Genomic DNA, 18,787 nt, shown 5'->3' with positions numbered 1-18,787 from the left:
GGCATCTCTATCTGAATAGTGCCAACGACGTTGTGGCACTGCGTATTTCGATGGTGACCGGACTTACAACTGTCGACACCGGCGGCATGGCCGTGCCGGGATCACGCGCGAGCGCTCAGGGCTCGGGGATCTCCGGTTCCAGCATGTAGAGATCCTCGGGCTCGTGTGAGTCCGGGAATGTGTTGGCGGCGAACAGCTCACGGCGCTCGAAACGCAGACCGCGGGCCTTCGCGACCGACTCGAACAGTCGCTGCGACGGGATGTTGTCGGGACTGATCGTGGTGTGCATCGCCACCATTCCGTGGCGGTTCGCACGATCGAACAGGTGATGCAGCATGGACCCGGCAACGCCGTGCCCACGCATCGAGTCGTCGACAGCGACCTGCCACACCATGAGTGTGGAGGGGTCGTTCTGGCGGCGATACCCGGTGACGAAACCGACCGGACGGCCGTCTACTTCGGCGACGATCGAGGTCTCGGCGAAGTCGTGGCACCACAGAACGTAGGAGTACGACGAGTTGACGTCGAGAACCTTTGAGTCCGAAGCGATTTCCCAGAGACGGGTTCCGTCGGCGACAGTCGGCATCCGATAGTCGACGGTGAGGACAGTTGTTGGGGCCGTTCTTGTTTGTGAAGGGCTCATAACGCTCTCGACGTTAACAACGGGTATCCGGGAAGTCACCCACCAGCGGAAATTGCCCCATCGAAGCCCTACCTTCTACCTGATCAGACACGCAATGTGAAGTGGGTCACAAGAGTGTCACCCACGCGTCGAATCGAGGGTTCCCGGGAGAGCAGAATGGCCCCATGACGAGGATCATCGCCGGCGAGCTACGGGGTAGACGGCTCCGCGTACCGGACGAGGGAACTCGTCCCACTTCTGACCGTGTGCGGGAGTCGGTCTTCAACATGTTGGACGCCCGATTCGATCTCGACGGTCTCTGGGTCCTCGACCTGTACGCCGGGTCCGGGGCCCTCGGCATCGAGGCGGTCTCGCGTGGGGCCGCCGGTGCCACCTTCGTCGACTCCGCGCGAAAGGCTGCGACCGTGATCGGGGCCAACGTGAAGGTCTGTGGGATCGCCTCGTCGACCACCGTACTGACGCGACCGGTGTCCGCCTACCTCTCGTCGCCGCCGGAACGGAGATACGACCTCGTGTTCTCCGACCCGCCGTACGCGGTCGACGCGGCGGCGCTGTTCGAGGACCTGACGAAGCTGGCCGCGACCCGCCTGGCGGAGGACGCCCTGGTCGTTGTGGAGCGTTCGGCGCGCTCGACCGGCGACATCTGGCCCGGCGGCTTCGAGGTTGTCGTCGACAAGAACTACGGCGACACCCGCGTCGAGGTCGGGGCGTTCGTCGGCTCCTGACGCGGCTCGCGCGTGGGACCTGACGGTAAGTTCAGTTCCATGACGACGGCAGTGTGTCCCGGTTCCTTCGATCCCTTCACTCTCGGCCACCGCTATGTGGTCGAACGCGCCGCGGCGTGTTTCGACGAGGTGGTGATCACCGTGGTGGTCAATCCCAACAAGCGCGGCATGTTCAGTGTCGACGAGCGCATCGCGCTCATCGAGGAAGACTGTGCCGACCTGCCCGGCGTGCGGGTCGATCGCTGGGAAGGCCTTCTCGTCGACTATCTGAAGCAGGAGTCGATCCACACCATCGTCAAGGGGCTGCGTTCGGCGGTCGACTTCGACTACGAGGTCCCGATGGCCCAGATGAACCGCGCGCTCGGCGACGTCGAGACGGTCTTCCTGCTCACCGACCCCCGGTTCGCGCATGTGTCGAGCTCGCTCGTCAAAGAGGTCGCCAAGCTCGGCGGTGACGTCACGCCCTTCCTGTCGCCGCACATCCACGAGAACCTGACCGCGAAGCTCACCGGCGAGCGTTCCGTCTGAGAGTCACCTGCGGGAATCGCGACACACCCCACGCGCTTCACTAATCACAGGCGCAACATTCGGCACAATAGTCACAGATTCACCAACTGTTGCAAACAGGCAAGCGCCGGATTGGGGTGGCTGTGTACCGGGTATTTGAGGCTCTCGACGAGCTCGTCGCGATTGTCGAGGAGGCGCGGAGTGTGCCGATGACCGCGGGCTGTGTCGTGCCGCGCGGTGACGTGCTCGAACTCCTCGACGACATCAAGGACTCGATCCCGGGCGAGCTCGACGACGCTCAGGACGTCCTCGACCAGCGCGACACCCTGATCGGTGACGCGCGTGAGCATGCCGAGACGACAGTGGCCAAGGCCGACTCCGAGTCCGAGGCCGTGCTCGCACACGCCCGTGCCGAGGCCGACCGAATCCTGTCCGAGGCCAAGGCCCAGGCGGATCGCATGGTCGATGAGGCGAGCTCGCACTCGCACTCGCTCGTCGAAGACGCCACCGAGGAAGCGCGCCGGCTGCAGACCAGTGCCGCCCGCGAGTTCGAGGCCGTCACCGGCCGGGCCCGCGCCGAGGCGCAGCGCACCATCGACGCGGCGAACAACACCTACGACAAGTCGGTGGCCGACGGCATCGCCGAGCAGCAGCGTCTGGTGTCGGAGACCGAGGTCGTCGGTGCGGCCAAGTCCGAGGCCGAACGCATCATCGACGCAGCTCACGCGGAGGCGGACCGCCTGCGCGGCGACTGCGACGTCTACGTGGACGAAAAGCTGGCCCAGTTCGAGGAGATCCTCACCGGCACACTGCGTTCGGTGAACCGTGGACGGCATCAGCTGCGTACCGGTGCGGGCATGCACGACTACGTCGAATACCCCCGCAGCGTGGACGAGCCGGCACGCGATTCCCGCGGCGACAACTCACGCTCGCGTGAGACGTCCACCCGGAATTCCTACGACCGCGACCAGGGATCCCCGCTGGCGGTGTGACCTGCCGGACAGCCGATCCGGCGCACACCGTGGCGTCGGTCGATGATTGGCGATCGCGAGCGTATGGTGCAGTTTGTGTCTGATCATGCTGTGACATCAGAAACGTCGCACGGGCCCGGTTCGGCGCCACGGCGCGATCCCTTCGTCCTCGACGTCCGGTCGCTCGGTCGGCGCCCGGGCACCATGTCCGAGGTGCACAAGACGGTCGCGACCCCCGACAAGCTCGGGGTCGAGATGATCGGCATCCCGGCCGGCTCGGACGTCGATCTCGATCTCCGGCTCGAGTCGGTGAGCGAGGGAATCCTGGTGACCGGCACCGCGTGCGGTGAGACAGAGGGGCAGTGCTCCCGCTGTCTCGAGCCGATCGACGGCACTGTCACGGTGTTCCTCACCGAACTGTTCGCATACCCCGACAGTGTGACCGAGCAGACCACCGAGGAAGACGACGTACACCGCATCGTCGACGACCGCATCGACCTCGAGCAGTCGATCATCGATGCGGTCGCGCTGGAACTGCCGATGTCCCCGCTGTGTTCGGAGGACTGCCCGGGGTTGTGTCAGGTGTGCGGCATCCGTCTCGCGGTCGCCGAACCGGGCCATGCGCACGAACTGATCGACCCCCGCTGGGCCGGCCTCGCGAACAAGTTCTCGGAACTCTCCGACGGTGAAGCATCCGAGACGGACGCGAAGCCCGACACGCAGGAACGTCGTGACTGAGGCGACCCGCGAGGACGGTCGGCGTGCCGCGCTGCTCGCCGCCCTCGACACCGACATCCCCGAAGACCTTCTGACGCTGGCGCTCACGCACCGCTCGTACGCCTACGAGCACGGGGGTCTGCCGACCAACGAGCGTCTCGAGTTCCTCGGCGACTCCGTTCTCGGCGTGGTGATCACCGAGCGCCTGTACCTCCATTTCCCGGATCGTCCCGAGGGCGAACTCGCGAAGATCCGCGCGAGCGTGGTGAACATGCACGCGCTCGCCGACGTGGCCCGCGGCCTCGGCGACGAGGGCGGCCTGGGCAAGTACCTGTACCTCGGTCGTGGCGAAGAAATGACCGGCGGTCGCGACAAGGACTCGATCCTTGCCGACGGCCTCGAATCGCTGTTCGGCGCCGTGTTTCTCAGCCACGGCCTGGAGACCTCGCAGCGGATCATTCTGCGTCTCTTCGACGAACGCATCGAGAAGGCCGGACAGCTCGGCGCCGGTCTGGACTGGAAGACGTCGCTGCAGGAGCTGAGCTCCGAACGCGGCTACGGCCCACCGCAGTACCAGATCTCGTCCACCGGCCCGGACCACAACAAGGAGTTCACCGCGATCGCGATGATCGCGGGGGAGAACCTCGGTGAGGGTGTCGGCCGCACCAAGAAAGAGGCCGAGCAGCAGGCGGCGGCCCACGCGTGGAGGGCGCTCACCGAGCGTGCGGAGGCTTCGTCGTGACGTCGGCCTCGTCGTGACCTTGACTGTGCATGCCTGAACTCCCCGAGGTCGAGACCGTCCGGATGGGTCTCGAGAAGCATCTGACCGGGCGGACGGTGACCGCGGTCGAGGTCCTCCATGCTCGTGCCGCCCGTCGCCACGTCGGCGGCGAACCAGATCTGATCGGTCGCCTGGCGGGCAAACACGTCACCGGGGTGCGTCGTCGCGGCAAGTACATGTGGATCGACGTCGCCGACGACACCGATCGTGCCGCTCTTGTCGTCCATCTCGGTATGAGCGGACAGATGCTCATCGCCCGAGACGGGGCGCCCGACCACACCCACCTCCGCATTCGCGCGACCCTCGATGACGAGAACGAACTGCGTTTCGTCGATCAGCGCACCTTCGGCGGCTGGCACCTGGACGACTACGCGGTCTCCGATGACGGCGCCGACGTCCCGGTGTCGGTGGCACACATCGCCCCCGACCCGTTCGACCCTGCTTTCGACGCCGCAGCCGTCGTATCCCGTATGCGCGCCAAGCACTCCGAGATCAAACGGGTCTTGCTCGACCAGACCGTCATCTCCGGCGTCGGCAACATCTACGCCGACGAGGCGCTGTGGCGCGCCCGGCTGCATGGTAGACGCATCGCCGAGACGATCTCGCGCAAGAAGTTGCTCGAACTGATCGACGCCGCCACCGCGGTGATGACCGAGGCGGTCGAGGTCGGGGGCACGTCCTTCGACGCGCTGTACGTCAACGTCAACGGCCAGTCGGGCTACTTCGAACGATCTTTGAATGCCTATGGGCGCGAAGGACAGCCGTGTCGCCGCTGCGGGGCCATCATGCGCCGGGAATCTTTCATGAACCGCAGCTCGTATTTCTGCCCGAAGTGCCAGACTGCTCCGCGGCGTCGCGCCCGCTGAGTCGGTAGTACTTCAGTGAATGTTGTCGCCGTGTGAGAGCGGCGTAGGTGCCGTGCTTGCCTACGAGCTCGTGAGGACACGTACAGATCGGCGCTCACCTGGTTGCGCAAGGAGGTGCGGCGCCGTGGAGCAGCGCGGCATCCTGCATTGGCTACGCTGCGATCGAGAGCGACGTGAGCATTGAAAATTCGGCGCCTCCTGCTCCATCAACCTGCTGAACTCGGCTCGCGAGTGGTCCACGGGTTTCTATACCCGCGGCTCGGAAACATAAGGCTCGCGGTAATGACGAGTCAGTAAGGCCGCGAGCGTTCCGCGGAACGCTCGAAGCGCCTTGGCCAGCTGTTTTGTCGGTGGGCGACGCTACGTTGTTCGTATATTCGTTCGAACAGCTGGGGGCTTCGTGTCTGTTTCGGTGCTGCACGGTGAGAATGTGTCGTCGATGTTCGATGGCGCGGATCCGGCATCTTTGTCCGATGATGCGTTGGAAAGCAGAGTGCTGGGTTATGCCGCGCAGATCACCGCGCTTACCGCCGAGTTCTTGTCTCTGGTTGCGGAGTTGGATGAGCGGCAGTCATGGAGGGGGCCGGGTATTCATTCGCTCGCACACTGGTTGTCGTGGAAGGCAGGTGTCTCGCAACGCACGGCGCAGGAGCAGGTCCGGGTGGCGAAGGCTTTGAAGGAGTTGCCGTTGATTCGGCAGGCGTTCGGTGCGGGGCGGTTGTCGTATTCGAAGGTGCGAGCGCTGACGCGGGTGGCGACCCCGCTGCGTGAGAAGGAGCTGGTGAACCTGGCGTCGTCGTGTACGGCGTCGCAGCTGGAGCGGGCGGTACGTGCGATGGGACAGATCGATCGGGATCGTGGCATCGAGCCGGAGAATCGCCCGCCGGTGGAGTCGACGGGCCGGTGCAAGTGGAATGCGGACGGCTCCTTGTCCGTGTCGCTGACGCTGTCACCGCTCGATGGTGCCCGGTTCCTGGCCGGTGTGGTCCGTGCCGAGTACGAGCGCACCCGTACCTGCGACGATGCGGATCTGCCCGCGGTGTCGAGCGTTCCGCGGAACGCTGCGGGTGAGTCGGAAACCGTGGGTGGTGAACGGGGCTCCGAGGTCGGGCCGGCGAAACGCCGGGACCTGTGGCGGAATGTGCCGTCGAATCTGGCGCCGGCGGTGGTGGCGATGGCCGACATGGTGCACGACGGGATCGCGATGCCTGATCTCGCACCGGGAGCCGAGATCCTGATCCATGTCGGTGAAGGTGAGGAACCTGCTCACCTCGATGATGGGCCGGCACTGTCGGAGGCCGAGTTGGAGGAGGCGCACTGCGGTGCTGCGGTTCGGAAGGCGTTGTCCAGCAGGGTTTCCGGCGCACCAGGAAAGTTGGCGTTGCTGGGCTTGGGGCGTAAATCACGAACGCCGAACAAGGCACTGGTCAGGGCGTTGTTCCTCAGAGATCGGTGCTGCCAGACGCCCGGCTGTGAACGCACACGGCATCTGCACGCCCATCACGTGGTGTTCTGGTCGGCTGGTGGGGAGACCGAGTTGGACAATCTGATCCTGTTGTGCGGAAGCTGTCACCGTGCGTTGCATCGGGGTGAATTCAATATCACTGGCCATGGCTCGCAACGGTTTTCGTTCCACATGCCAGGTGGTTCGGTGATCGAGGTGAGCCCATCGACACGCGCGCCAGGACTGTGGCAGCCGGACAGGCGGATCGCGGCGGATGCGACGGTGCCCACCGGTGGCGGCAAGCTCGACCTCGGGTATGCGACCGAGGTGATCTACGCGGTGTGGGAATGGAAGGAACGCAACGCAAGCCGCGAGGTGACAGCGGCCTGACAACCCGCCCGGCTCGTCAGGATCCCGGCGCGCCGGCGGAGACGCCGACGACCCGGAGCATCCTCGTTGCCACTTCCCGGACCAGGTCTCGAAGCTCCTCGGGCTGCCCGATGACGACATCGGCTTCCATGACAGCGATGATCGGCGGCAGCCAGTCGAGGCTGTCGGCGCGGATCTCGACGCGGTGCCAGGGCGGGCTCTCGCCGGGTGACCTATCGATTGCTTCGTTGATGCGCTCGATCCGAGCGCGAGACGGTGTGCCGGCCCGTTGCGATAGCGCAGGTCGACCACGCGTCGAAGATGCACGGCCTCTGCCAGCGTCAGCATCACGGCGGGGTCCGGATCCACCGCGCGTCGGGAGGCTGGTCGCATCAACCCGAGGAGCAGGTCGATCCGTCTCGTGTCAGCCGCCGGCAGCGCCCGCATGATCTTGGCCATCGCCGTCTGAGCGCTCAGATCGGCCTCGCCGGCGGCAGATCGGCCGCGGGCGAGGCCGAGGAAGACCGCCACTGCCTCCTCGTTGCTGAACATGAGCGGAAGGACGCGTCGACCTGCCGCGAGTCGGTATCCGCCGTACCGTCCGCGGACTGTCTCGATGGGGATTCCCGACTCGATGAGCCGACCCACGTCTCGGCGCACCGTGCGCTCGTCGACTTCGAGGCGTTCAGCCAGTTCGCCGACGGTGCGTTGCTGCGCTGACTGCAGTAAGTCGAGGAGTCGCAGCGCCCGCGCGGTGGTGTCGGCCTGCACCCGATGTTCGCCGAGATCCGCACACCGTCCGGGACGCTGGCCGTGGCGAGCACCGCCACGGTCCCGCTGCTCGGCGAGGGCGTCGCGGAGGCGCGTGCGAACCACAGTGTCGCCCTCGACTTCCGTGTCGACGACGTCGACGCCGTGTACGAGGCATTGCGCGAGGTCGTCGAGGTGTTCGTCAACGAGCCGACAAACATGCCGTGGGGCAATCGTTCGCTGCTGGTCAGAGACCCGGACGGCACTTTGGTCAATTTCTTCACCCCGGTCGGCGTGGAGACCGCCGGGAATCTTTCCTGATCCTCGGCTCTTACTATGGTCAGCGGTGCCAGCGCCACCCCGCCGCCTGAGAGGACTCATCCCAGCATGACGATCGAACAGAACACCGCCGCCCCGGCCGGGACCGGCGAGCCGGCGCACACCGACCTCTGGGTCGAGCGCACCGGCACACGGCTCTACACCGGGCGCAGCTCACGCGGCGCCGAGGTGCTGATCGGCTCCCAGGACGTTGACGGGGTCTTCACGCCGGGCGAACTACTCAAGATCGCGCTCGCGGCGTGCACCGGCATGTCATCGGACCGTCCGCTGTCGCGTCGCCTCGGCGACGACTACGACGCCACCATCCGCGTCAGCGGTGACGCCGACCGCGAGAACGAGGTGTACCCGCGGATCTCCGAGATCCTCGAGGTCGACCTCTCCGAACTCGACCCCGAGGCGGCTCAGCGTCTGCTCGTCGTCGTCGAACGCGCCATCGACGCGGTGTGCACGGTGGGCCGCACCATCAAGGCCGGCGCCGAGGTCGACCTGAAGATCGTGACGGACTGACCCGATGAGTACCGACCCCGTCCGGCTGTCCGCGTTCGTGCACGGGCAGGTCCAGGGCGTGGGCTTCCGATGGTGGACACGGTCGCGGGCGCTGGAGCTCGGTCTGGTCGGTTACGCGTCCAATCAGGCCGACGGACGGGTGCACGTCGTGGCCGAGGGACCCCGAGACAAGGTGCTGGCACTGCTCGACGCACTGCGGTCGGGGGAGACCCCCGGACGGGTGGATCTGGTCGTCGACAGCCTCGACCCGGCGCGTGGAGACCTGACCGGCTTCGTCGAACGGTGAGCGCTGAACGGTGAGCGCTCCCCGAAACGCGTCGCGATGGTGAGTAGTCTGTACCGTCGTGCACCTCAAAAGCCTGACCCTGAAGGGCTTCAAGTCGTTCGCCTCGGCGACGACCCTGCGCTTCGAGCCGGGTATCACGTGCGTCGTCGGTCCCAACGGCTCGGGTAAGTCCAACGTCGTCGACGCCCTGACCTGGGTCATGGGCGAACAGGGCGCCAAGGCGCTGCGCGGCGGGAAGATGCAGGACGTGATCTTCGCCGGCACGTCCGGACGTCCGCCGCTGGGACGGGCGGAGGTCACGCTCACCATCGACAACGCCGACGGTGCGCTGCCCATCGAGTACTCCGAGGTCTCGATCACCCGCCGCATGTTCCGCGACGGCGCCGGCGAGTACGAGATCAACGGCAGCACCTGTCGCCTCATGGACGTGCAGGAACTGCTCTCCGACTCCGGTATCGGCCGCGAGATGCACGTCATCGTCGGCCAGGGCCGGCTGTCAGCGATCCTCGAGTCGCGTCCCGAGGACCGTCGTGCGTTCATCGAGGAGGCCGCAGGCGTTCTCAAGCACCGCAAACGCAAGGAAAAGGCGGTCCGCAAGCTCGACGCCATGCAGGCCAACCTGGCGCGTCTGACCGACCTCACGGCCGAACTGCGGCGTCAGCTCAAGCCGCTCGGCCGACAGGCCGAGGTCGCCCGCCGGGCTCAGACCGTGCAGGCCGATCTCCGCGACGCCCGGCTGCGCCTCGCGGCCGACGACCTGGTGATCCGCCGAGCCGAGATGGCCGAACACGCCGCCGTCGAAGACGAGGTGCGGCGCCGCCAGGACGAGGTGGCCGCGCAGCTCGACGAGGCCAACGCGCAGGTCACCGAACACGAACAGCACCTCGCCGAGGTCACCCCGGCAGCAGCCGCGGCGAGCCGCGCCTGGTTCCGGTTGTCGGCGCTCGCCGAGCGCGTCGACGCAACGCGCCGCGTCGCCGCCGAGCGCAGCCGCTACCTCAGCGAATCCCCGACCGAGGCCACCGGACCCGATCCCGAGGAACTCGAGGAAGAGGCCCTCGAAGCCGCCGAACTCGAGGCCGAGCTCACCGAGGGCGTCGAGATCGCCGCCGAACAGCTCGAGACGGCCCGCGAGGTGCTTCGTGAACGCGAGTCGATCGCCGAGGCCGCGGAAGCCGCACATCTGGCCGCTGTCCAGGCCATCGCCGACCGTCGAGAGGGGCTGGCCCGTCTCGAGGGACAGGTCGACAACCTGCGGACGCGGTCGGAGTCGACCGACGCCGAGGCCGACCGCCTGACGGCCGCCATCGCACACGCCACCGAGCGCGCGGAAAATGCTGCATCGCAACAGGATTCGGCGGCGGGTGAACTTGCACAGCTGGAGGCCTCCGAGCAGGCCCTCGACGAACACCACGAGCGGTGCGTCGCCGCACTGAACCTGTCCAACGAACGTGTCGCGACCCTGCAGGCCGAGCACCGCGAGGCGGAGCAGTCCATCGCCTCGCTGTCGGCACGCGTCGAGGCCCTCGCGATGGGTCTGGAACGCAACGACGGTGGTGCCTGGCTGCTCGACAACGCACCCGACGGTCTGCTGGGACCGATGTCGGAGCTGCTCACCGTCGAACCCGGTTTCGAGACCGCCATCGCCGGCGCGCTCGGCCCCGCGGTCGACGGCATCGTCACCGTCGACGGCATGGCGGCCGTCCGCGCCCTCGAGGCCCTCAAGTCCGGTGACGGGGGACGGGCCGCGCTGATCTGCGGCGGCCTCAACGAGCCCGTGCGCCAACGAGACGTCATTCTTCCCGACGGTGCTCGGTGGGCCGCGTCCGCGGTGACCTGCGGGCCGGAGATCCGCAACGCGATCGACACCGTCCTTGCCGACACCGTCGTCGTCGACGACCCCGCGCAAGGACTCGAGATCGCCCGTCGCCTCGGCGTGCGCGTGGTCACCCATGCCGGTGACCGGATCGGCCCGGCGTCGATCGAGGGTGGCTCGTCGCGTCGCCCGTCGACGCTCGAGGTGCAGTCGGCCATCGACGCCGCCACCGAGGAACTCGCTGCCACCCGGCGCCGCGTCGAAGAGCTCGAAGCCGCACTCGACGGCGCGCTCACGGAACAACGCGAGCGGCGGGAGGCGGCGGAGGAGGCGCTCGCCGCGCTGCACGAATCGGATTCGAGTGTCGGCGCCGCCTACGAGCAGATGGCCCGACTCGGCCATGAGATCCGCACCGCCCGTGCGGAGGCGGATCGCTTCACGCGTCAGCGCAACCTGCTGGAGAAGAACCGCGCAGAGACCTTGGAGTCCCTCCACGAACTCGAGGAGCGCCTACGGCTCGCTCGTGACGAATCGGATTCGGGACCGGAGATGGCGGCCGACGACTCGGAACGGTCGACGGCCGCGGCGGCGGTCGGGATCGCGCGCGGCACCGAGATGGAGGCGCGGCTGGCGCTCCGGACCGCCGAGGAACGCCTCGCCTCGGTGCGCGGCAAGGCCGACTCCTTGCGTCGGGCCGCCCAGCGTGAGCGCGAGGCTCGGGAACGGGCGCGTCGTCAGGACGAGATCCGTCGGCAGGCCGCGGGTGTCGCGGCGGCGGTCGAACGGGCCGGTGCCCAGGTCGCCGAACGACTCGCGTCCGCGGTCGCATCGGCGCAGGCAGGCCGCGACGAACTCGAGGAGATCCGGATCGCGCGGTCGGCGACCCTCGATGAACTGCGCGTACGGGCCGGCGAGCTGACCACCACGCTGAACTCGTTGCGCGACACCGTCCATCGCGACGAGGTGGCCCGCGCCCAGGTTGCCCTGCGCATCGAGCAGCTCGAGGAGCAGATTCTCGACACGTTCGCGATGTCACCCGACGACCTGATCGCCGAATACGGTCCCGACGTCCCGATGCCGCCCTCGGCCCTGGAGATGCAGGAGTACGAGGAAGCCAAGGCGCGCGGAGACCAGGTGGTGGCCCCGGCGCCCATGCCGTACGACCGCGCCACCCAGGAGGCCCGCGCGAAGAAGGCGCAGAAGGACCTCAACACCCTCGGCAAGGTCAACCCTCTCGCGCTGGAGGAGTTCGCGGCGCTGGAAGAGCGCTACAACTTCCTGTCCTCACAGCTCGAGGACGTGAAGGCCGCCCGGAAGGACCTGCTCGACGTGGTCGAGGAGGTGGACGCCCGCATCCTGCAGGTGTTCACCGAGGCCTACGCCGACGTCGAGCGCGAGTTCGGCCAGGTCTTCGAGACGCTGTTCCCCGGGGGCGAGGGACGGCTCGTGCTGACCGAGCCCAACGACATGCTGACCACCGGCATCGAGGTGGAGGCACGACCGCCGGGTAAGAAGGTGAAGAGGCTGTCGCTGCTGTCGGGCGGGGAGAAGTCCCTGACCGCGGTCGCGATGCTCGTGGCGATCTTCCGCGCCCGCCCGTCCCCGTTCTACGTCATGGACGAGGTCGAGGCGGCGCTCGACGACACCAACCTGCGCCGGCTCATCAAGCTGTTCGAGCAGTTGCGGGAGAAGTCGCAGCTGATCGTCATCACACATCAGAAGCCCACGATGCAGATCGCCGACGCCCTCTACGGCGTCAGCATGCGCGGGGACGGCATCACGACCGTCATCTCGCAACGCATGCGCGGCGTCAACATGCCCGTGGCTCAACAGGAGGACACCAGCCAGTGAACACCGGAATCATCATCGGGATCGTCATCGCGGTGGTCGTCATCGCCGCGCTGATCGCGCTCGGACTGGTGCTGGCGCGTCGTCGTCGCATCTCGCTGTCCGACACCAAGACGCAGCCGGAGATCGTCGACGGCACCACGCGTCAGGTCGACCGGTCCGGGGGCTACCAGGCGGGGTCGGGCTTCAGTTTCAGTCGCGGTGACACAGCCCTCGCCGAACCGCCGGCCCGCAAGCCGGAACCGCCGCGCAAGCCGCAACCCGAGCCCGAGCCGCCGGTCCAGCCGGTCGAGGAGCGCACCGACGTCGACGGCCAGCCCACGGTCGGCGATGACGCCGCCGTCCCGCGCGACTCCCACCGCCGCGGGATCACCGAGGTGCCGCTCCCGGACGTGATCGAACCGGCCGAGGCAGAACACGCGACCACCGAGCCCGCGACGACCGAGTCGGAGACGACCGAGCCGGAGGCGAAGGTCGCAGAATCGGAAGCGGCGGCGCCGGAAGCAGCCGAGGCCCCGGTCGTCGAGCCGCCGGCCGTCGAAGAGCCGGTTGTCGAGGTTCCCGAGACCGAAACCCCCGAGACCGAAACCCCCGAGACCGCTGCCCCCGACGATGCGTCGGGTGCGGTGGCGGTACCGCCGCGCGAGGAGATCGCCCCGACTGCCGGGCGGCTGGGCAAGCTGCGCGGGCGGTTGTCGCGGTCGCAGGGTGCGATCGGCAAGAGCGTGCTCGGTCTGCTCGGTGCCGGCGACCTCGACGAGGACAGCTGGGAAGAGATCGAGGACACGCTGCTGATGGCCGACCTCGGGACGGCCACCACCATGACCGTCGTAGAGAACCTGCGTACCGAGCTGGCCGCGAACCCGGTGAAGTCCGCCGCCGAGGCGCGGACCCTGCTGAAGCGTGTGCTCATCGAACAGCTCGACCCGACCCTGGACCGGTCGATCCGTGCGCTGCCGCATGCGGGCCGTCCGGCCGTCGTGTTGGTGGTCGGGGTCAACGGCACCGGCAAGACCACGACGACGGGCAAGCTGGCCCGCGTACTGGTGGCCGACGGCCGTCGCGTGCTGCTGGGTGCCGCCGACACCTTCCGTGCGGCCGCGGCCGACCAGTTGCAGACGTGGGGTGAGCGGGTCGGTGCGGAGATCGTGCGCGGCAAGGAGCAGGCCGATCCGGCTGCCGTGGCGTTCGACGCGGTCGACCGCGGAATCGCCTCTGGTGTCGACGTCGTCATGATCGACACCGCGGGACGCCTGCACACCAAGACCGGCCTGATGGACGAGCTGGGCAAGGTCAAGCGCGTGGTGGAGAAGAAGGCGCCCGTCGACGAGGTGCTGCTCGTGCTCGACGCCACCGTCGGCCAGAACGGCCTGATGCAGGCCCGGGTGTTCGCCGAGGTCGTCGACATCACCGGGGTGGTGCTGACCAAGCTCGACGGCACGGCCAAGGGTGGCATCGTCTTCCACGTCCAGAAGGAGCTCGGCGTGCCGGTGAAACTGGTCGGTCTGGGCGAGGGCGCGGACGATCTGGCCCCCTTCGAGCCGGAGGCGTTCGTCGACGCACTGCTGTGAGACCCGCGCGGTGAGGAGCCGCCGATGATCGACGCACTGGTGTGAAACCGATTCGCGATCGGCAATCGCGGGCTAGAAGTGCTCGGACGAATCTGAGACGGCCCTCAGAAGCGTCCTCGCGATTTACCTGAGTGAAATATAAATCGCTCATCGGGTTACGTGCCTGAAACGTGAAGGCACCACTGCTGAAACCGAGTGCCGACAGTCTCTTTGGAGGCGCCGAGCCGTCGGCGCATCCTGAGGAGGTTTCTACAGTGGTTTTGGCGCTGCCAGAAGAAGCGTTCGGCGCATTCGACACCGGCGACACCGCGTGGATCGTCACGAGCGCCGCGTTGGTGCTGTTGATGACACCCGGACTCGCGTTCTTCTACGGCGGACTCGCTCGAGGCAAGTCCGTCCTCAACATGATGATGATGTCCTTCATCTCGCTGGCCACCGTCAGCGTCGTGTACGTCCTCTGGGGCTTCTCGATGGCTTTCGGCAACGGCATCACCGGGGATGACGACATCGCCGGCCTGTTCTCGAATCCGTTCGCGCTCTTCGGGTCCGGCCAGCTGGCCGACGTGATCCCCGGCCCGGACGACACCGAGCTGGTCGTGACCGGCGGCATGACGATCCCGTCCTTCGTGTTCATGGGCTTCCAGCTCACGTTCGCGGTGATCACCGTGGCCCTCATCTCGGGCGCGCTCGCCGAGCGCGTCAAGTTCGCCACCTGGACGGTCTTCACCGTCATCTGGGCGACCATCGTGTACTTCCCGCTCTCCCACATGGTCTGGGGCGGCGGCATCATGTCGGGCGCCGAGAACGGCTTCGCGTCGTGGATGTTCGGCAGCACCGACGGTGAGGCCAACGTCGCACCGATCGACTTCGCCGGCGGCACCGTGGTCCACATCAACGCAGGTATGGCAGCTCTGGTCCTGGCACTGGTCGTCGGCGCCCGTGCCGGATTCGGCCGCACCGCCTACCGTCCGCACAACATCCCGTTCGTCATGCTCGGCGCCGCGCTCCTGTGGTTCGGTTGGTTCGGCTTCAACGCCGGTTCCGAGCTCGCGGCCGACGCCGTCACCGGTCTGGTCTGGGTCAACACCACCGCTGCCACCGCTGCCGCGATGATCGGCTGGCTCGCAGTCGAGCTCATCCGCGACAAGCACGCCACCAGCGTCGGCGCCGCCTCGGGCATCGTGGCCGGCCTGGTCGCGATAACCCCGGCCTGTGGTGCGCTGACCCCGGTCGGCTCGCTGATCCTGGGTGTCATCGCCGGTGCCCTGGCTGCCCTCGCCATCGGCATGAAGAACAAGTTCGGCTACGACGACTCGCTCGACGTCGTCGGCGTCCACCTGGTCGCCGGCCTCTGGGGCACCGTCGGAATCGGCTTCCTGGCCAAGGACGTCGGCCTCTTCTGGGGCGGCGACTACAAGCAGCTCGTCGTGCAGGTCGTGATCGCGCTGTTCGCCCTCGTGTTCACCGGTGTCCTGACCGCGATCATCGCCTTCGCCCTCAAGCCGCTCGGCTGGCGCGTCAGCGATGAGGACGAGAAGAGCGGCATCGACGAGGCAGAACACGCTGAGACTGCCTACGAGCTGGCATGACGCTCGAGCCAAATCGCTACTACGCTGACACCCGTGGAGAGGGATAACAAATGAAGCTGATCACTGCAATCGTCAAGCCGTTCACGCTCGAGGACGTCAAGGCCGGCCTGGAGCAGGCGGGAATCCTGGGCATGACCGTCAGCGAGGTCCAGGGTTACGGACGCCAGAAGGGCCACACCGAGGTCTACCGCGGCGCCGAGTACTCGGTCGACTTCGTGCCCAAGGTCCGCGTCGAGGTCGTCGTGGACGACTCGGCCGTGGACAAGGTCGTCGACGTGATCGTCGAGGCCGCCCGTACCGGCAAGATCGGTGACGGCAAGGTGTGGGTTTCGCCGGTCGAGTCGGTGGTGCGTGTCCGCACCGGCGAGCGCGGCGGCGACGCTCTGTAAGTGAGCTCGTGCCCTTTCTGAACCCCAGCGCGGCCCCGCGTTCGACGATGAGTCGGGCGTGGGGCCGCACCGTTCAACCCCCGAGACCGAGGAGCCTCCCGTAGCCGCCACCGACCTGGCCAAGACCCGCCGGCAGCTCACCGAGTCGAGCCGGAACGGGAAACTCGACGCACCGGCGCTCCGCCAGGTGCTCGTCGACCTGCACGAGTTCTGGCTGACCAGCAAGGGCGCCGAACTCGGCATCAAGCCCCACAGCGGATTCGCGATCGTCGCGGTCGGCGGTCTGGGGCGCGGCGAACTGCTGCCGTACTCCGACCTCGACCTGATCCTGCTGCACGACGACATGCCCGTCGAGCGGGTGTCCGAGGTCGCCGACGGGCTCTGGTACCCGTTGTGGGACGCCAACATTCCCCTCGATCACAGCGTCCGGACCGTACCGCAGGCATTGCAGGTCGCCGGCGACGACGTGACCGCAGCCCTGGGCCTTCTCGAGGCCCGCCACATCGCCGGCGACGAGGACCTGTCGAGCCTGCTGATCGGCGGCGTACGCCAGCAGTGGCGCAACGACATCCGAAATCGTTTCCCCGACGTGGTCGCCCACGCGCAGGACCGCTGGCGACGCGCCGGCGACATCGCGCACCGCGCCGAACCCGATCTGAAGAACGGTCGGGGAGGTCTACGGGACGTACAACTCCTCGGTGCCCTGGCGATCGCCCAGCTGACCGACGGGATGGCCAGCCTCCGACCGGATTCGCCCGGCGCCGGGCCACAGGTCGCCTACCAGCGACTGCTCGACATCCGTACCGAGCTGCACCGCACGGCCGGCCGTCCCCGCGAGCAGGTGCGCGCCCAGGACGCCGACGAGATCGGCGCCGCACTGCGGATCGGGGACCGGTTCGACCTGGCGCGCGTCATCAGCGACTCCGCCCGAACCATCAGCTATTCCATCGATGTCGGTCTGCGGACCGCGGGCAACGCCCTCCCACGGCGTGGGCTGGCCAAGCTGCGCCGTTCCCCGCTGCGTCGTCCGCTCGACGAGGGCGTGGTCGAGCACAGTGGTGAGATCGTGTTGGCGCGCAACGCGATTCCGAGCAAGGACCCCGGACTCATCCTCCGCGTGGCCGCCGCCTCGGCGCGGACGGGCCTGCCGATCAGCGCATCGACCCTGAGCCGACTGGCCGACTACGCACCGGAGCTGCGGGAGCCGTGGCCGGCCGAGGCGCGCAGCGACCTGCTGGTCCTGCTCAGCTCGGGCCACCACATGGTCGACCCGATCGAGGCGCTCGACCGCACCGGGCTCTGGGGTCGGCTGCTGCCGGAATGGGGTGCGGTGCGCGACCTCCCGCCGCGCGATGCGATCCACACCTGGACCGTCGATCGTCACCTCGTGGAGACCGCGGCCTACGCGAGCTCGATGACGACGCGGGTCTCGCGGCCCGATCTCCTCGTCCTCGGAGCGCTCATCCACGACCTCGGCAAGGGGCGGGGAGCCGACCACAGCATCGTCGGCGCCGAACTCGCGGTCCAGATCGGCAACCGGTTCGGTCTGTGGCCGCAGGACGTGACGATCCTGTCCGACATGGTGCGGCATCACCTCCTGCTGCCGCAGGTCGCGACGCGCCGCGACCTCGACGACCCGGCCACCGCCGAATTCGTCGCGACCACACTGGGTCACAACCGGGTGCTGCTGGAACTCCTTGCGGCACTGGCCGAAGCGGATTCGCGGGCGACCGGACCCGGCGTGTGGGGGGAGTGGAAGGCCTCACTCATCGGTGAGCTCGTCCGGCGGTCCATGCGCCACATCGACGGCGTCCCACCGGCCGTGCCCGAGCCGTTGACCCCCGAGCAGTTGGCGATCGCCGCCGAGGGGGACTTCGCGGTCCGGCTGGTGCGCGCCGACGGGCAGCACACCTACGACGTCACGATGGTGGCGCCGGATCAGCCCGGACTGCTGTCGAAGATGGCCGGGGTGCTCGCGCTCGGCGGTCTGCGCTCGCACAAGGCCTGCGCCCAGAGCCACGACGGCAAGGCGATCAACTCCTTCATCGTCGTGCCGATGTTCGGCAGTCCGCCCGACGCGGGTCTGCTCCGCCAGCAGCTCATCGCCTCGGTGAACGGCAAGATCGACGTCCTCGCGCGCCTCGATGCGCGCGAGCGGGACTCGCCGATACCGACGATCGCCTCGGTCAGCACCCTGCCCGGGACGGTGGTGAGCCTCGGGGCGAGTGCCGGCAGCACCGATCCCGACGTCGACGGGGCGGGTCACCCGAAGAACGCCGTGCCCGCACTGTTCGCGGTCGCGCCGCCGCGGGTGACCTGGCTCGATGCCCCGGAGCCCGACGCCGCCGAGGGTGCGGTGCTGCTCGAGGTCCGGTCCGACGACCGGATCGGGCTGTTGAGCCGGGTGAGCTCGGTCCTGGAGAGGAACGGCGCCGACATCCGGTGGGCGAAGGTCTCGACCCTGGGTGCGACCGTCGTCGACATCTTCAGCCTGCGACTGGCAGAGGACACCGAGGAGATGCGTGCAGCGCTCAGCGCCGCGATCATCGCGGTGTGCCCGCCGCCGCAGCCCAAGCGTGACGAGGAGGACGGGCCGCAGACGCCCGGCGGGACGGGACGGTCCGGAGTGCCGATCTCCTAAATGGAATGACCGGGGAACCACATGGAAG

At 67.7% G+C, this 18,787-nt stretch carries 17 protein-coding genes and 1 pseudogene; 15 read left to right on the top strand and 3 right to left on the bottom strand.

The genetic code is table 11. The features are described 5' to 3' along the window. Positions 1 to 115 precede the first annotated feature (115 nt). Positions 116 to 643: a diaminobutyrate acetyltransferase gene (gene ectA, locus M1L58_RS02150; RefSeq protein ID WP_154881883.1), complete on the bottom strand. Its 528-nt coding sequence runs from the start codon at positions 641 to 643 to the stop codon at positions 116 to 118. Between the two features lie 164 nt (positions 644 to 807). On the opposite strand from ectA, the gene rsmD reads away from it, so the two are divergent. The 7 genes from rsmD to M1L58_RS02115 all read left to right on the top strand — a co-directional run bounded on the left by rsmD (position 808) and on the right by M1L58_RS02115 (position 7,044). Continuing rightward, positions 808 to 1,368: a 16S rRNA (guanine(966)-N(2))-methyltransferase RsmD gene (gene rsmD / locus M1L58_RS02145; RefSeq protein WP_248657641.1), complete on the top strand. Its 561-nt coding sequence runs from the start codon at positions 808 to 810 to the stop codon at positions 1,366 to 1,368. Positions 1,369 to 1,407: 39 nt separating this feature from the next. After that, positions 1,408 to 1,896: a pantetheine-phosphate adenylyltransferase gene (gene coaD / locus M1L58_RS02140; RefSeq protein ID WP_248657640.1), complete on the top strand. Its 489-nt coding sequence runs from the start codon at positions 1,408 to 1,410 to the stop codon at positions 1,894 to 1,896. Positions 1,897 to 2,018: 122 nt separating this feature from the next. Further along, positions 2,019 to 2,867 (top strand): DivIVA domain-containing protein, encoded by an 849-nt coding sequence (locus tag M1L58_RS02135; RefSeq protein ID WP_006866800.1) that lies wholly within the window; start codon positions 2,019 to 2,021, stop codon positions 2,865 to 2,867. Between the two features lie 42 nt (positions 2,868 to 2,909). Continuing rightward, positions 2,910 to 3,584 (top strand): YceD family protein, encoded by a 675-nt coding sequence (locus M1L58_RS02130; protein ID WP_248657639.1) that lies wholly within the window; start codon positions 2,910 to 2,912, stop codon positions 3,582 to 3,584. Further along, entirely contained in the window at positions 3,577 to 4,305 is a 729-nt protein-coding gene (gene rnc, locus M1L58_RS02125; protein ID WP_248657638.1) for a ribonuclease III, read from the top strand. Before M1L58_RS02130 ends, rnc begins: the two co-directional genes overlap by 8 nt. A gap of 29 nt (positions 4,306 to 4,334) precedes the next feature. After that, the gene (gene mutM / locus M1L58_RS02120; RefSeq protein ID WP_248657637.1) at positions 4,335 to 5,210 is read left to right on the top strand and encodes a bifunctional DNA-formamidopyrimidine glycosylase/DNA-(apurinic or apyrimidinic site) lyase; all 876 of its coding nucleotides are present in this window, start codon (positions 4,335 to 4,337) and stop codon (positions 5,208 to 5,210) included. 439 nt (positions 5,211 to 5,649) lie between these two features. Further along, positions 5,650 to 7,044, top strand: a complete 1,395-nt coding sequence (locus M1L58_RS02115) for an HNH endonuclease (RefSeq protein ID WP_248657712.1) — start codon at positions 5,650 to 5,652, stop codon at positions 7,042 to 7,044. Positions 7,045 to 7,060: 16 nt separating this feature from the next. On the opposite strand, the gene M1L58_RS02110 is transcribed toward M1L58_RS02115, so the two are convergent. Then, positions 7,061 to 7,264, bottom strand: a complete 204-nt coding sequence (locus M1L58_RS02110; protein ID WP_308221785.1) for a WYL domain-containing protein — start codon at positions 7,262 to 7,264, stop codon at positions 7,061 to 7,063. A gap of 401 nt (positions 7,265 to 7,665) precedes the next feature. After that, positions 7,666 to 7,794 (bottom strand): annotated as a pseudogene (locus M1L58_RS23570) (HTH domain-containing protein); the annotation flags it as partial. Between the two features lie 3 nt (positions 7,795 to 7,797). Here M1L58_RS23570 and M1L58_RS02100 point away from each other — a divergent pair. The 8 genes from M1L58_RS02100 (at position 7,798) to M1L58_RS02065 (ending at position 18,759) form a co-directional block, all read left to right on the top strand. Beyond that, complete coding sequence (locus M1L58_RS02100; protein WP_374112642.1) at positions 7,798 to 8,094, top strand: VOC family protein; 297 nt, start codon at positions 7,798 to 7,800, stop codon at positions 8,092 to 8,094. A gap of 66 nt (positions 8,095 to 8,160) precedes the next feature. Next, positions 8,161 to 8,619, top strand: a complete 459-nt coding sequence (locus M1L58_RS02095) for an OsmC family protein (protein ID WP_248657635.1) — start codon at positions 8,161 to 8,163, stop codon at positions 8,617 to 8,619. 4 nt (positions 8,620 to 8,623) lie between these two features. After that, on the top strand, positions 8,624 to 8,905 hold the full coding sequence (locus tag M1L58_RS02090; RefSeq protein WP_248657634.1) for an acylphosphatase: 282 nt from the start codon (positions 8,624 to 8,626) through the stop codon (positions 8,903 to 8,905). 58 nt (positions 8,906 to 8,963) lie between these two features. After that, on the top strand, positions 8,964 to 12,572 hold the full coding sequence (gene smc, locus M1L58_RS02085; RefSeq protein WP_248657633.1) for a chromosome segregation protein SMC: 3,609 nt from the start codon (positions 8,964 to 8,966) through the stop codon (positions 12,570 to 12,572). Next, on the top strand, positions 12,569 to 14,140 hold the full coding sequence (ftsY, locus tag M1L58_RS02080; protein ID WP_248657632.1) for a signal recognition particle-docking protein FtsY: 1,572 nt from the start codon (positions 12,569 to 12,571) through the stop codon (positions 14,138 to 14,140). The genes smc and ftsY overlap by 4 nt, the downstream gene beginning before the upstream one ends. A 254-nt stretch (positions 14,141 to 14,394) precedes the next feature. Beyond that, complete coding sequence (locus M1L58_RS02075; protein WP_006866809.1) at positions 14,395 to 15,729, top strand: ammonium transporter; 1,335 nt, start codon at positions 14,395 to 14,397, stop codon at positions 15,727 to 15,729. Between the two features lie 50 nt (positions 15,730 to 15,779). Continuing rightward, entirely contained in the window at positions 15,780 to 16,118 is a 339-nt protein-coding gene (locus tag M1L58_RS02070) for a P-II family nitrogen regulator (RefSeq protein WP_005198965.1), read from the top strand. A gap of 58 nt (positions 16,119 to 16,176) precedes the next feature. Beyond that, the gene (locus tag M1L58_RS02065) at positions 16,177 to 18,759 is read left to right on the top strand and encodes a [protein-PII] uridylyltransferase (RefSeq protein ID WP_248657631.1); all 2,583 of its coding nucleotides are present in this window, start codon (positions 16,177 to 16,179) and stop codon (positions 18,757 to 18,759) included. Positions 18,760 to 18,787: the final 28 nt, after the last annotated feature.

The sequence above is a fragment of the Gordonia sp. C13 genome (genome assembly GCF_023218005.1).
In the GTDB taxonomy this organism is placed as follows: domain Bacteria; phylum Actinomycetota; class Actinomycetes; order Mycobacteriales; family Mycobacteriaceae; genus Gordonia; species Gordonia namibiensis.
This window is presented reverse-complemented; position numbering and strand designations above follow the sequence as displayed.

Coding starts and splice junctions, on each gene's coding strand:
- ectA (WP_154881883.1), bottom strand. CDS start 643: ATGAGCCCTTCACAAACAAGAACGGCCCCAACAACTGTCCTCACCGTC.
- rsmD (WP_248657641.1), top strand. CDS start 808: ATGACGAGGATCATCGCCGGCGAGCTACGGGGTAGACGGCTCCGCGTA.
- coaD (WP_248657640.1), top strand. CDS start 1,408: ATGACGACGGCAGTGTGTCCCGGTTCCTTCGATCCCTTCACTCTCGGC.
- M1L58_RS02130 (WP_248657639.1), top strand. CDS start 2,910: ATGATTGGCGATCGCGAGCGTATGGTGCAGTTTGTGTCTGATCATGCT.
- mutM (WP_248657637.1), top strand. CDS start 4,335: ATGCCTGAACTCCCCGAGGTCGAGACCGTCCGGATGGGTCTCGAGAAG.
- M1L58_RS02115 (WP_248657712.1), top strand. CDS start 5,650: ATGTTCGATGGCGCGGATCCGGCATCTTTGTCCGATGATGCGTTGGAA.
- M1L58_RS02100 (WP_374112642.1), top strand. CDS start 7,798: ATGTTCGCCGAGATCCGCACACCGTCCGGGACGCTGGCCGTGGCGAGC.
- M1L58_RS02095 (WP_248657635.1), top strand. CDS start 8,161: ATGACGATCGAACAGAACACCGCCGCCCCGGCCGGGACCGGCGAGCCG.
- M1L58_RS02090 (WP_248657634.1), top strand. CDS start 8,624: ATGAGTACCGACCCCGTCCGGCTGTCCGCGTTCGTGCACGGGCAGGTC.
- M1L58_RS02070 (WP_005198965.1), top strand. CDS start 15,780: ATGAAGCTGATCACTGCAATCGTCAAGCCGTTCACGCTCGAGGACGTC.